Genomic DNA, 13,768 nt, shown 5'->3' on the forward strand with positions numbered 1-13,768 from the left:
TGTTCCGATCTGGCTACGCAGGCGGTATGGTCAGGATCCCCAAACACGGGGGATGTGGCCATCGGCTTGCCTCCGCGGTCCTTGTCAGAAAAGTCTTCAGGAATGCGTCAGCGTCGTGCGCTTCACCGCGCTTGCTGCTATGGCGGACGGAGACAATGTATCCCCGGCAAGAGCGGCGACCGCCAGGTCGCGGATGGGTCAAAGACCCGAGCAAACGCTTCTCATCGATAGGTTCATGAGACTGCGTGTGGTGTCGCAGGCACAGGGGTTGCCGAAATCGGCTTTGCTGCTTGCATGGGTGAACCTTCCCCGGTTCTCTATCAATGAAAGCCATTCTTGCTGCACTACTTCTGTGTTGCGTCCTGCCTGCGGGGGCCATGAAGGTCTCGCCCATGAGCCAGGCCCTTGAATCAAGCGCCGCCACGGGCTCCATCCGGATCCAGAACGACGCCAAGGGTCGTAAGCGCTACCAGATCGTCGTGGACCTCATGTCCGTCGGTCCGACGGGCGAGAAGGTCCTGACACCGTCCAACGACCTGACGTTCTTCCCCTCGTCTCTCATCGAGCTGGAGCCAGGCAAGGTCCAGACGTTGCGCTGGAAGCGGAGCAACCCTGGCTCTGCGCAAGAACAGGCCTATCAGATCCGGATTACCGAACTGCCCCTGGATAGCGCCGACGCTGTACCAGGCGGACAGGGCGTGAGCGTTCCCATCCCGCTGCGCATGATCAACACCTGGGTGTTCGCACCACCCGGGGCCCAGCCCAGCTTGAAGGTCCAGCGGGAAAACGGGTTTCTGGTGTTCCACAACGCCGGTACTGCCACAGCGCCGGTCTCCAAGGTTTCTTACGGAGGCCAGTCCGTTCCGGGTACGCACTTCGTGCTGCCGGGCGAGCGCTTGTCATTGAAGGTGGAAGCCTCGTCTGCTGGGCAAGTCAGCTTCCTTGGACGAGGTGGAGTGCCGCAAACGCTTTCCGTGGAGTAAACCATGAAGCGCTCCGCGTGGCTTCTTCTGGCGTTGCTGCTCGCCTTCCCCGCCTGGGCCGAAGAAACCATGGTGTTGGTGGTCGTGGACGGCAAGCCGGTGAGCGACGAGCCGCGGATGCTCGATCCTGCAGAGCTAGCGTTCACGCCTACCGAGTGGCAGACGTGGGGCGTGGTCGTCCCCAAGACTTTGCGTTCGCGCGATCAGGTGTTAGCGCAGGAGCTGGGCGTAGTCGTGGAGTACGACGCCCTGGCGGCCGAAGTCCGAATAGTCATCCCCGCCTCCCTGCGCCCCGGCAAGAAGCTGGGCTACGCGCCCCAACTTCCCGAAGCCGTGTCACCCGCCCCCAAGGGGGTGATGGTGGATTACGACGTGGCGGCTGTCGTCCATGGTGATACCCGCAGGCTGTCATTGGGCCATGTGGCGCGGTCGGGCGTGGCGGGTGGCGTGCTGACCACCACGGGTCAAGCGAACTGGGTGGATGGCCAGGGTGAGTACATCCGTGGCACCACGACGTGGCAGAGGGACAACTTGAAGAGCCGCACGTCGCTGCAGCTGGGAGACGTGGGGGTGGCCAGCAACGGCTTGAACAACCCAACTGTTCTGGGTGGCGTGCGCGTGGGCACCGATCGCCGGCTGACCCGCTACGGCGGAGGCTACGACATCCCATTGATTGGCGGCCTGGCTGATACCCGTTCCACGGCCGAAGTTCTGGTCAACGAACATCAGCGGGCAACGGGACAGGTTCCGCCCGGCCCCTATGAGCTCTCGCCCGGCATCGCCGTTCCGGGCCTCAACCACCTGGAAGTCATCCAGCGCGATGAGTTCGGCCGCGAGCAGTCCTTCTCGCGGTCTTTCTATACCCACCCTGACTTGCTACGTCAGGGCAACAAGGAATGGGACGTGGCCGCAGGCGCCGTGCGCACCAACCCAACAGAAGACCATTACGACGGCTGGGCCGTCCAGGGCTCTGTCCGATTGGGTGTGTCCGACCACTGGACGGTGGGCGCCACCACCCAGGCCGGCAAGGTCGGGGAGGAAGGCGGGCGCAACCTCACGCTGCAGAACACCGTATCGCTGGGTGAGGCGGGCTTGCTCCAGGCCGATGTGTCGGCCAGCCTGAGCGACGATGGCGCACGCGGCACCGCTTACCGTGTGGCCTATGAACGCCGCAGCCCCAACTGGTCGGTCTCGGCCTCGCACCTGCGCAAGTCGGACGCCTACTGGGAGATCTCCCAGCTGCAAGACAGCCCCTTCCGGATCCAGTCGCAGACCACAGCAGCCTTGGCCATCCACCCGAAGGGCACACCCTGGCGGGCTACATTGTCGTACTCCGATATCCGCTACAACGACGACCGGCGGCTACAGCAGATTGCGGCCATGGCGTCGTTGCGCCAACAGCGTGCCACGTGGCTGGTGGGAGGCATCCACGACCTCCAAACGGGCGATAACCAACTGTTCCTTGGCGTCCAGCTGCGCACCGGCCGTGGCAACGTCATGGCTACCGCCAGAGCCGCTCCGAACGTCGGCCCCAGTGTCGATGCCGTGTACAGCGGCCGGACTGAATTCGCCGGTCGGGATGTGCGCTATCAAGTGGGCGGCACGCTGGCCGACTCCTCCCAGGTCTATGGCCGGGTGGACACCAAGGTGGCGGGCGGTGACCTGACGCTGGAAGCTCGCCAACATCAAGGCCAGCCCCTGCTACTCCATGGCCGCTATGCAAACTCCGTGTGGGTGGGCGAGGGCGGTGTCCTCAATGGTCGTAGCTACAACCCCACTGGGTCGTTCGCGCTCGTGGAAGTGCCTGGTCAAGCCGGGATCGATGTTCGCGGCAGCAACCGGCCCACGACGACCAATCGCAAGGGTTATGCGCTCGTGCCGGGCCTAAACGGCTTGACGCCCTCTCCCGTGGTGATGGACGCCAACCAGCTGCCGATCGATCAAGAGATTGAGGACAGCCAGCGAACGGTCGTACCCCCACGCAAGGGCGGCGCGAAGGTGGTGTTCCCCCTGACCACACAGACGGCACGCCAGTGGGAAGTGCGGCTGGGCGAGACCTACGCGCCGGAAGGCGCGCGGGTGGTGTCCGACCAGGGCGAAGTCTTTCTACTGGGTGCGCGTGGCGTGCTGGTGTTGAAGCAGCCTGGCACGACAGCGACGTTGGAGCACGAAGGCACGAACTGCGAACTGGTACTGCCCAAGGAAGGAGGCATCGTCGTCTGCCAGCCTTGACGAGGCCTACTTCTTTGCTTGACTGAAACCAACCATCGGACTGAACAGCTCCGATGCCTCTCCCCCTCAACAGGACCTCCCCCGATGAAGAAGTTCTACCCGCTTATCCTTGCTCTTCTGGCTGCACTCGTCACGGCTCCGGCCTTCGCCAACTCTGCAACTGGGACTGTGACAGCCAACGTGCCATCCACGTGCGAAATCACGTCTGTGGACAACGTTCACGGAGAACTGTCCCAGCACAGCTCTCAGATCCAGGCCGGCGGCAACATTCAGGTCATCTGCAACAAGGATGCTGGATACAGCATCACGACTTCAACCGTGGACGCCAACGGCCGCTTCGAGATCGCGGCCATCTCAGGCACCAGTGGCGCAACCATGGAAGTCGAACTGCGCGAAGCCGTGACTGGCAACTCTTGGTCAAACACTGACATTGTTGGCGGCACCGGTACCGGCTATACCCAGTTCATCGGATTCCAGCTGGTCTACAACCCCAGTGGCGGCCCCGTCCCGGCCTATGGCTTCTACACGGGCCCGCTGACCTTCGATCTGACCTCGACGTTCTGAAGCGACCGCTCTCCCCTCCTCGCGTTGCCAGACTGTGCGAACGGGGAAGTCTCATAGTCTGGTGGACTCCCGGAGCAATCCGGGAGTCCTTTTGTTAGCGCGGATACAGCTGGACAGCTGCTTCGGCCAAGAGCTTTCCGCGCTCGCTAATCGCCTCTTCGTCCCATGCCATACGCCCCATCAGAGAGCCATTGAGACGCAGAACTGTGTGGTCAATGAACAACTTCTTTTTGGTCGCATAGTCCTTGTTCTGCGCTTGGCGGTTGACCGACAGGTTCAGCAAGGTGAGGTTGCCCAACGTCGGGATAGCCTTGCTACGGCGTTGAACATCTTGTTGGTGCGAAGACAGCGCGCCACCGGTCTGCTCTAACAATCTGGCTGCGTACGCTTCGCCCGACGTACCCTTGCTGCCATCCTTCAGAGGCCAATGCTCATACCAGGACTGCGGCATGACGTGGTCAATGTCCAGATTGGATAGATCCGGAATGATCGGTTCTTCGGTCTTCTTCGTCAGACGCAACCATCCTTCCAGCTCGGTCAGGATCATGCGACAACGCGGCGCGTCAAGAATGCTTGACGACAGCCCACCGTACAACGCTGCCGTTTGAAGTGCGTGCGAAAACACAGCGTCATCAGGCCACACGGAAGCAGGGACTGCGGACTGCCCCAACAGTGCGCGCATTGCCGCGTGGGTCTGGCTTCCCTGACTCCACTGGCGCAGGACTGACATGAAGAAGTTGTTGTAATTCTTCGGCGTGAGTCCACAGATCGCTCGCCGCACGATGTACGAGACGATGTCGTTGAAGATCAGCGTCTTCTCTGCATCGTCAATGTCGGCAGTGGACACCCTCAACGCCAATGGATGTGTGGTCGTGGTGTCGAAAGGCCGCAGACGATCGCCGAACCTGGCCACGGGCATGGCGCCCTTGCCGGTACTCAACTGCAGGTAGTGCTTGCCGTAGAGATCCAGCATGTCCAACTGCTGGGTAGCTGTCCGGCCTTGGCCGTAGTTCTTGAAATCAACGTACAGCCGCGACAGATCACCATCCTGGCCCGTTTCGGCCCGAATAGCTGAGAAGATAAGCCATTCCAGGCGCGGCTTGGTCATGCGTCCTCGCCGTTCCGGCTGCTTCCACATTCCGGCGTCTTCGAACTGTTGCCACTTCTTCTTGTAGAGGTCCTGCTGGCTTTCTGTCTTGCGGTCCACCGTCATGAACAGGTAATTGCGAATCAGGTCAGTGGCATGAAGCTCTTCACCACGCCCATTCAAGGTCTCGAAGATCACTTGGGCATCATCGCCCTTTTCCAGCTTGATCATGACGACCTTGAGGTCGGATAGAACGGACATGATCAACGCTTCAAACGCCGTCTCATTTCCCCCGTTCGCCCGCACACACTTCTCGGCTTGCTCTGCGAAGTACCAGATGGCGTCCAGTGCAGGCGGGTGAACGATAGAGTTGATCCGGAAAGAACCGTGCTTTGTGTAGTGGGCCGGATACTTGACCTTCAACTCCTCTCGGCTTTTGGCCGTCATTGCCTTGATGAAGTCCTCCTGGTCGGAGAAGGTCGGCCAGACCTTGAAGACCTCAACTTCGGCATCCTCCATGGTCGACGGGTTGGGATTGTCCATGACTGCGCCTAGAAACGAATCCACGCCGTCGATATTCATCTCTCGACTGGCCAACCGGATCCCGGCCAGGATGTACTGCAGGGTCGTCAGTCGTTGTTGCCCGTCGATGATGTGGTAAGTCTCCACACCACGAAGTCCGGATTTGTCCTGCGGCTCAACGACAATCGCGCCAAGGAAGTGAGGTGCCGGGACCCCGCCACCCAGGCGTTCCACCGCCTTATCCACGATGTCCGCCCAGAGCAGGGGCCATTGCTTGCGCACCGACCAGACATAGGGCCGTTGGTAGAACGGCACCTTGTACTGCTTACGGTCCTGAAAGACCTGCTCGATCGTCCACGTATCCGACTTCATTCCCCACTCCGATCTCCCCTGACGAGCCATTATGCCCAAGGGAAACGGGCTCACGCCATTCTGGTTTTGCGAGCCGGACGGCAGGTCCGAGGGTTGCCGAAATCGGCTTTTGATCCATGCTGGGATTACTTCCCCAGTCCTCACGCAGCTATGACCAAATCAGCGTTGATCGTCAAAAAGCTCCTCAACATCATTCCAAGGTTTCATCACGCATGGAAGCTCAGCAATGTCTTGGCTTCTACCACCGCCAAATCATTAGCTCCTGTGGGGATCGATGACATCCATCCGGTTGATCCACCTCTTCCATTGAATCCCGTCCTCGCTGCATATCGCGACAGCTTGGTAGATGAGGCCTTTGCTTACGCCGAGTCGCGCGTTGGACCACTTACCAACAGCTCCTACTTCGACGATGCTCCTTGGAACTACTGGGTGATTCAAGACCTGCCAGGTTTCGCTAAGCTAGAATCTCGCCAGACACTCACCGACATGCCCCGGAATATTGAGTGCTATCCCAGCCAGGAGCATGCCGACTTCCGTCGCCAACTGACGATTGCATATCTCGCAGGGCAAGAGATTTGCAGGCGGCTGCACGTCTTCTATTCAGGATCCGAGCGCTTCGCAGATCCGGCCTCATTCCGCAACAGGCCCCATCTTCCGAAAGAGCGCAAGGATCAGCTTGCCGCATGGAAAGCATTGGCCTCCGAGTGGATTGCCTCCGATCCCCTGCTCGTTTGCTCCATCGAACGTCAGAACCTATTCGAAACGGCGACCCTGAGAAGTGGCACTGAGGATGCAGCAAAGAGGGCGATGTGATGAGCCGCCTCAAAAAAACCACAGCAGCGACCACCCTGCGCTTTACGGCACGAGCAAGTGAAGCCCATACCCGGTACATGTCCAACGATGAAGTAAAGAAGCTGTCTCGCAAGGATCTAACCAAGATTGACCAGCAGATCGCTGAGCTGGAAGCCGAGGAGATAGGCTTGATGAAAGCCATGGACGAGACAATCTACCGCCGGCACGATTTAGAACGGAAGCGAGCGCCCATCCTTGAAGCACGCTCCGTCGACCTATCAAACCGCTACACCTACACCGACACTCGCCCTAGCATCGATGATCGCTGGCGCCAATGCCTCTGGGTGCCAACACCGAAACATGACAAGTTCATACAGAACAACATCGGCGTCCATTACTCTGCAAAACGGTTGGCGAAATCGTGGAGTATCCCGCCCTCTCTCATCCTTGAGTACTGCAGGCGTAACAGCATTGACTATGCCTGGCGGGTCGCCGAATGGGCCAAGGCCAAGAAAGAAACGCGCACCATGGGTGTACGCGCCTCGGAACGCCACTTGAAGACGGAAGCCCTGCGGATCGTCAATGGACAAGAACGGTCTTCGACAGCCCCCATCACCCGCGTTGTACGCCGGAGGAGCCCAGCGACAGAGCGAACCTTCAAGCCACACCTTCCACCCGCACCTCTTGATTGATCGTGCGCTGAAATCAGCCCAAGGGCGGTGAATCATCCGATTCGATCGTGTGGAAGCCCCATCCCTCGAGCGTCGAATCCACGATCGGATGCCTCTTCCAGGAAGTGGGTCCAACGCACGAATAGCGGCTCTAGCTCGACCATGGGTTTCCTTGGGCCGCCCACCAGGAAGTACGGCATAAGATCGCCAATGGCCTTCTCTCCGAATGCCCGCAGGGCATCATCATCCAACTGGCTCAGGTAAGGATTAGCGCGGTAGCTGGCCCGCCATCGCTGCTCGTTGGTCAATGGTCCAGTGCGCTGCTCGGATCTTCGCCTAATCGGCAGATCCGTCAGGAGTTTGGCGTCTGAGGTGAATACGGGGCTGTTGTTGAAGGCGCCCCATTGGGTGTTGAGAGAGGGCAAGAACTCGTCAGCCCATGAGAAGCGGTCAACCTTGTCGCTTTCAATGATGATGCATGGCTGCGCCTCGCCGACCACATGAGCCTCGGACAATAGCCAAACGGCATCCACCGCCCAAGTGTCGCCTTGCCGCTGCTGCATGAGGCGACTGATTTCCTTTCCCACGTTGATGGGATCCAGCGCTTCGATGTCGGGGTTCAGCAGGACCAAGATGCCCAGAGCATCGTCCAACCCCAGAAGCCGCTTGGTGTTGGCGATCTGCCCCTTGGCGTCCCGGAACGCAGCCTCCACAGACCGCATGACTTTCTGATGGAGACGGCGCAACTGCTCAGCCCCATCGGACAGGTGTGCTAGCACTTTGTGTGCGGCCACTTGGCCGAAGATCACCGGGTAGTCGTCACGCTTGCTCAACTCTTCAAACGTGCTATCGACTTTGACTTGGGGATCCCCTCGCAGAACTTTCAGCTCCACAATGACGGACCGAGACCGCCACAGGTAATCCGCGCGTTGACCTTCGCGGGTGTCCAGCAACAAATTGTCGATTGCCTCGGCACCTTCGACCGTCAGGGCGAACGTATGGAAGCGCGTCTCCATGTCGGAAGTGACCATCCCTGCTTCCTATCCCTGACCTACATTTCCCGTCGCCCGACAGCCTTCCCGGAAGCGGGAACAGCCCAAGAACGAACCATTCCTCCCGTTCCTCGACTGAATGACGCCTCGCCTACACGAAGGGCATTGGTCGCCCGCCTTGATGTTGGCGGGTAGCCTTTTGGCTGGTGTTCTGGGCGGGGCTGTTGGAGCCGTACCTTGGTCCACCTTGCGCTTGAACGTACACGCGGGAAAGCGGCTGCACCCGTGGAAGTCGCCATAAGGTCCTGACCTCAGTTGCAAGACTCCACGGCCGCACTCAGGACACGGTTCCAGGGCCTCGCCATCGATGGGCTCGATCTTGATGTGTTCCTTCTTGGCCAGCTCCACCAGGAACCGTGATGGCTGGCCCAGTGTCGTGTAGAGCCGAACCTGCTTGCGGGCGCGGGTCATGGCCACGTAAAACAGTCGGCGCTCCTCGGCAAACGGGAAAGGATCTGGCGCTGGCATGGCTAGCTGCAACGCGGGGTCGTCCTGGATCTGGCTGGGGAAGCCACGGGTGCCTTCCACGACGTTGAGGACAAAGACGTACTCGGCCTCCAGTCCCTTGGAGCCGTGGGCGGTTCGGAACTCGATCTTCAACGTGTCGCCGAACCTGCGTTGCCAGGACTCCAGCGCAGTTGGCTTGTCGTCGCGGTAGCGCCCCAGGAGCATGACGGTAATGTGTGGTCCCTTGGCCGGTGTCAGCTTTCCATCGACAGCCAACTGGTGCATGTGAGCCAGCTGCTTCTCGACGTAGCCGGCAATGCTGTTCTGGTCTGCGAAGCCATAGGCCAGCATGGGTGTCTTGGTCAGCGGATTGGTCGTTCTGACCTTCTTTTTGATCTGCGCCGGGTTGGACTGGACGAACTGGCTGGACACGTCGCACAGGTCTTGCGGGCACCGGAACGTAGTGCTGAGCGACAGGCGTGTGGCGTGATCGAAGGTCTTCTCGAACTCCGTCATCACCGTGATGTCCGAGCCTGCGAAGCGGTTGATGCCCTGCCAGTCGTCGCCCACCACGCACAGGTGCGCAGGCGGGTCGGATTGGTTCGACAAGGCTTTCAACAGCCGGATACGGGCCCGGGAACTGTCCTGGAACTCGTCTGCAAGAATGAGGGTGTACGGACTTTTGTAGGCCCCGGACTCCACGTGGCCTGCAGCCAGGATCAGCATGTCCTCAAAGTCGATGAAGTTTCCGCGCTGCAGGCGCTTCTCCCACTCGGCCGCGATCCGCTCGTAGATGGACAGGTACATGCGCAGACGTGCGCCGAACCCGTCCTTGGACTGGGCCTTGAGCGCGACCAGAAGATCCTGGTGGGTCAGGCCATTGTTCTTGACGTGCTGCTGGAACACCCGGAATGACCGGGCCAGGTCTTGCTCGTGGACGGGTGGCAGACCTGTGACTTCCTTGCTCGGGTCGAAGGTGGGCTGTACGCCCCGCTCAATCAGCGCTTGCTCCAAGGCCGGGATGGCCTCGCCAGTCAGCAGACCGTGCGAGGTGGTCTCGAACAGCGCCGTTCCCTTCTCAGCGTGGAGTGCGCGCTTCCACTTCACCCCGGCCAGGTAGTCCTGGAAGTGTTTGGGCGCTTGGCCCTTCTCGTTCAGGGCGAAGTGCTCGTGGTAGAGCTTGGCGTCGGGGTAGTAGAAGTCGGGGAAGTATTGCCGATGCTGGTGGTCGGCTGTCTCGTGTTCGTAGGGTCGTTCGTACTCGTAGTTCACGCCGTTGTAGAACAGCCAGTCGGCGATCGTTCGCTCTTCCTTGCTCTTGACCACCTCGCCTCGGGCCGTTCGGAAGCCTCGCACGCCGTTGGCATAAGCTTCGGGCTCGTCGGGCTGGTCCCACCTGCCCACGTCGCGGGCATACACCGTCCGGAACAGATCCCAGTCGCGCTTGAATGTCTTGTCCTGCTCGGACAGCATTTGGATGATCTCACCCACCTCCCGCACATCGGCGCCGGGATTGCTGGGGTCCACCCACGGGGCCAGCGACGGCTTCTTGCCGGTGGCCTTTCCGATCACATCAATACCGAAGGCGTGGAAGGTATTGGACCTGACCTTCTCGACCCCGGGCACGCCTTTCAACTGCTCGGCAATCCGCTGCCCCACCTCGTCGGCGGTGGCACGGTTGAACGCCAGCAACAGGATCTGCTCGGGCGTGGCAAGACCCTCGTGCAAGGCATAGCCGGTCTTGGCCACCATCGTAGACGTTTTGCCAGAGCCTGCGGCAGCCACGACCATGACTGCATCATCTATGCATACGCAGGCATGGATCTGCTCGTCGGTAAGCGGGTTTTTCTCCACAGTGGCGAAGAAGTCCTTGCGCACGATCTTTTGGAGCGCCAGGTGTTGGGCGTTCAACTTGTCGAACTTGTTCCGCAAGGTCTCTTCGGGAGAGGCGTCACCGACCGCCTGGCGCCAGGTCTTCACTTGATGCTTGGGCGCCGGGTGGGATGCCAGGAACCTGTTTGCCGTCCCTTTGGGGATCCAACGCCCCTGGCCTGTGAAGGCCAGCGCTTGCTCTATCCAGCGCTTGTACTTCTCATCGAAGGCCGCTTGCCAGGCCGCCGCATTGGCGCGCGCCTCGGCCTCAACCTTGGGATCAACGGGCTGTGGCTTGGGCTTCTTGTCGCCGAATATCGCCCCGATGAGCCATATCAGCCCAATGAATATCAAAAACTCCATCGCCCCCTACCCCTGTCCCGCGTCCCCGTCTCCTTGGGTCTATATTGCCACGGGGGCTGCAGGGAGGGGCTAGGAATGGTTGGGGGTAGCTTGGTGCCTAGCCCGCCAAGCCGCGCGCCCGCTGCCGCCGGCCCTTGACGTATTCGGCCGTAAGCAGCTTGTTCACCGGCAAGTCGAACACGACATTCAGCAAGGACGCCATGCTTCTATCGCTCAACTGGAAACTGTAGGGCAGCGCCCCATCGTGGTTGCCGCGGCATTCCTCAATGTACGCAAGAAAAGCCAACACTTGGTCGGACGTGGACGGCCGCTTGCTCAGCGTGGCCGCTTCGGTCAGCGGGTCGGTGGCTTCCAGTTCGGCGTGCTCGGCGTCATTGGCAATCGCCAGCATGATCTTGCTCAACTCCGGCCAGTATTTCAGGTCGAACTGCCCGGCCAAGTGTTCCAAAGGTTCACGCAGGAACATGCGATAGTGCCAGTTGTCTTCGTAAGCGGCATCGATCACGTCGCGGATGTGGTACAGCGTCCGGGAGGAGAACCCGGACGTGTTGTGCAGGCGGGTGCGTTCTTCCAACAGATCGGCCAGTTCCCTCGCGTGACCTTGGATCTTCTGATTGATCTCCACCAGCGCTTCTCGGTCGGCTCGGGCCTTGGCAATCTTCTCTGGGCTCCAGAACGCTTGGACCGACAGCAGCATGCCCATGAACTGCTTCACAGCATGAGCCCGGTGATGCAGCTTGTCGTAAACCTCCTGGTACGCCTCAGTCAGCTCTCCACTTCGATCCAGAAGGCGCCGGGCCACGACGTTTTCGCTGGGCAGGATCTCGTGTTCCAGGTTGTAGCGGATACCTTCCCGAAGGATAGTTTCGCAGACGTCGCGTGCGGTCTTGCTCATGCGGTGCAGCTCTCAGGTGGGTTGGCCAGCATGTTAGTGAGCTTCGCACCGCCTGTCGGTATCTGAGCAGGGATCACTTTTTGCGGTTTCGGATACCCGCCCCTCGCTAGATCGTTTCCTGGCCCTTGTACTGCTTGGCCAAGTCACTGGCACACAGTGGCGTACCGTTGGGGTGCGCATTGGCCACAGCAAACGCTGCCACCTTGGTGGCCTGCTCCAACGCCTGCTTGGTAATGCCGTCCTCGGACCAGCCCTCGGGCAATGCGGCTATCGCCGCCAGCGCCTCCTTGCCGGACAGGTACTGCATGCAGGTCAGCAATGACCATTGGGTACCGGTGGCTTCACGCAAGAGACGCCCGGCGTCTTCCTCGGTCATGCGGTCGGCCAGCACGGCCGACAGGGCCACAGTTGCCAGCTTGACCTTGACCAAGGGTGGGAGCTTCTTCTTCGGCGGATTGCGGTTGTGGTCCCTCACGGGTGGAGGTTCTCCGGCAAGCCCGAACTCAACAGTTCGCTACCCTCCAAGTAGTGTCGCAGAACCGATTCGGGCTGCTGACCATGAAATAGGGCCCGGAAGATCACACCCGACAGCAACATCATTTCCTCGCCAGCGAGTGAGAACATTAGCCCCTTGCCCCGATGAACGATCGGCTCAACGCCGTCGATCTTCGCTCGCCCAAGCTCTTTTCGTGTTGCGTAGCGCACATCCATCCCCGCCATTTCACACACTTCGATCAGCCGCGGAATGGAAACGGCGATGCAGACGTTCATGCGCCCAAAGACCAGATCCATCATGATTTCGTTGGCTAGGCCCATGGAGAACACCGGCGGCGCCAAGGGGACGTGCATGCAATCTGCCAATCTAATAATGTGGTAGTCCTGCTCCACATCCCCCTCAAGACTCAAAGCCATGAGGAACATCAGGTGCCCGCTGTTGGCCAACTCGCCTGCGTAGGTACCCATGAAGATGGGGCCTTGCACATCATAGGCCCAGCTCTGCTTTTCCCTGGCCGTCTCAGTGAGTTTGGCTAGAGCCTCGTCCCAGTTCTTGATAGGAAAGAAAGGCTCCGGGATCCGCACCACCTCTCCGGTGTCTGGATCCTTCGCTTGGCCGGTGGACATGACGTCCCGCAGGTGAGTCATGCGCGCCTTCTGGCGTAGCACACGCTCCATCTGCTTGACAGTCTTCGGGCCCTCGGTCTTTTCGACGATCTCGCGGAAGGTCTCGCATCCAGAGGCCTCGTAGAACATCGCAAGGTCCATGACGTGCTTGTTGTGTTGCCCTTCCTTGACCTCGATGTACGACGTGCGCCGATCCGCCGACACGCTCATGATGTCGCCCACTTGGACAAAGGAAGTCAGATCGGTGATGAGCGGCATGCAGCCAGGGTCCCGCTCTCGAAGCTCCCGGGCCACACGAAGAACAGACTCGAAATTCGACTGGGACAGGTCCGGCTGCCTCTGGGACTTGTAGATCCGGCGGGCATAGCACAACTGGCCACCCAGCATTCCCCACGCGATGGTGTCAGCGATCGCCCGAAACAACAGCTGTTCGGAGACATCCAGCGGCACCCCGGTGGAAATACGGGAGGCCATCTTCTCTTGGGCGGCAAACATCCCTTCGTGGGCTAGCTCGTGAAACTTGCGCCGAAAGTCCGCGTCAGTCTTGAGCCGGTCGGAGTCCAGTTCGCCCCACAGTTCCCGGCTACCAGCACACGCGAGTTCGACCAACTCCCTGGCCAATGGTTCCAAGTCAGGCCGCAGCGCCCTGAGCCTGAGCCGTTTCTCGATGCTCTCTGGGATCTTGGGTTCGCTCATGTCATTCCCTGACTGGTAGGTCGCGCCAGAATTCAGGCCCTGGCTCTTTGCCCCCGATGGGCCGAAAAAAAGCCAAGTCAGACGATATCTATATTCCG

At 60.2% G+C, this 13,768-nt stretch carries 11 protein-coding genes; 5 read left to right on the forward strand and 6 right to left on the reverse strand.

Translation table 11 applies throughout. The features are described from left to right. The first annotated feature begins 323 nt into the window (after positions 1–323). The 3 genes from ACVOLZ_RS09560 to ACVOLZ_RS09570 all read left to right on the forward strand — a co-directional run bounded on the left by ACVOLZ_RS09560 (position 324) and on the right by ACVOLZ_RS09570 (position 3,779). Positions 324–983 carry a fimbrial biogenesis chaperone gene (locus tag ACVOLZ_RS09560; protein ID WP_481515923.1) on the forward strand — a complete coding sequence of 220 codons (660 nt, stop codon included), beginning with the start codon at positions 324–326 and terminating at the stop codon, positions 981–983. 3 nt (positions 984–986) lie between these two features. Then, the gene (locus tag ACVOLZ_RS09565; protein WP_414608322.1) at positions 987–3,215 is read left to right on the forward strand and encodes a fimbria/pilus outer membrane usher protein; all 2,229 of its coding nucleotides are present in this window, start codon (positions 987–989) and stop codon (positions 3,213–3,215) included. Positions 3,216–3,299: 84 nt separating this feature from the next. Beyond that, positions 3,300–3,779, forward strand: coding sequence for a Csu type fimbrial protein (locus tag ACVOLZ_RS09570; RefSeq protein ID WP_414608321.1), 480 nt, complete (start codon positions 3,300–3,302; stop codon positions 3,777–3,779). A 94-nt stretch (positions 3,780–3,873) separates the two neighbouring features. Here the strand turns inward: ACVOLZ_RS09570 and ACVOLZ_RS09575 are convergent, their stop codons facing one another. Then, the gene (locus ACVOLZ_RS09575) at positions 3,874–5,760 is read right to left on the reverse strand and encodes a DUF262 domain-containing protein (RefSeq protein ID WP_414608320.1); all 1,887 of its coding nucleotides are present in this window, start codon (positions 5,758–5,760) and stop codon (positions 3,874–3,876) included. A 150-nt stretch (positions 5,761–5,910) separates the two neighbouring features. Between ACVOLZ_RS09575 and ACVOLZ_RS09580 the strand changes: the two genes are divergently transcribed. Together ACVOLZ_RS09580 and ACVOLZ_RS09585 are read left to right on the forward strand one after the other, a co-directional pair. Continuing rightward, on the forward strand, positions 5,911–6,573 hold the full coding sequence (locus ACVOLZ_RS09580; RefSeq protein ID WP_414608319.1) for a hypothetical protein: 663 nt from the start codon (positions 5,911–5,913) through the stop codon (positions 6,571–6,573). Then, positions 6,573–7,244, forward strand: a complete 672-nt coding sequence (locus ACVOLZ_RS09585; protein WP_481515924.1) for a hypothetical protein — start codon at positions 6,573–6,575, stop codon at positions 7,242–7,244. Before ACVOLZ_RS09580 ends, ACVOLZ_RS09585 begins: the two co-directional genes overlap by 1 nt. 32 nt (positions 7,245–7,276) lie before the next feature. On the opposite strand, the gene ACVOLZ_RS09590 is transcribed toward ACVOLZ_RS09585, so the two are convergent. The 5 genes from ACVOLZ_RS09590 to ACVOLZ_RS09610 all read right to left on the reverse strand — a co-directional run bounded on the left by ACVOLZ_RS09590 (position 7,277) and on the right by ACVOLZ_RS09610 (position 13,670). Beyond that, positions 7,277–8,254, reverse strand: coding sequence for a hypothetical protein (locus ACVOLZ_RS09590; RefSeq protein WP_414608221.1), 978 nt, complete (start codon positions 8,252–8,254; stop codon positions 7,277–7,279). A 9-nt stretch (positions 8,255–8,263) separates the two neighbouring features. Beyond that, positions 8,264–10,957, reverse strand: coding sequence for a UvrD-helicase domain-containing protein (locus tag ACVOLZ_RS09595; protein ID WP_481515925.1), 2,694 nt, complete (start codon positions 10,955–10,957; stop codon positions 8,264–8,266). 97 nt (positions 10,958–11,054) lie between these two features. After that, on the reverse strand, positions 11,055–11,852 hold the full coding sequence (locus ACVOLZ_RS09600) for a hypothetical protein (protein WP_414608219.1): 798 nt from the start codon (positions 11,850–11,852) through the stop codon (positions 11,055–11,057). A gap of 106 nt (positions 11,853–11,958) precedes the next feature. Continuing rightward, positions 11,959–12,327: a hypothetical protein gene (locus tag ACVOLZ_RS09605; RefSeq protein WP_414608218.1), complete on the reverse strand. Its 369-nt coding sequence runs from the start codon at positions 12,325–12,327 to the stop codon at positions 11,959–11,961. Continuing rightward, positions 12,324–13,670, reverse strand: coding sequence for a hypothetical protein (locus tag ACVOLZ_RS09610; RefSeq protein WP_414608217.1), 1,347 nt, complete (start codon positions 13,668–13,670; stop codon positions 12,324–12,326). Before ACVOLZ_RS09610 ends, ACVOLZ_RS09605 begins: the two co-directional genes overlap by 4 nt. Positions 13,671–13,768 lie beyond the last annotated feature (98 nt).

The organism is Stenotrophomonas sp. STEN020, from assembly GCF_056760195.1.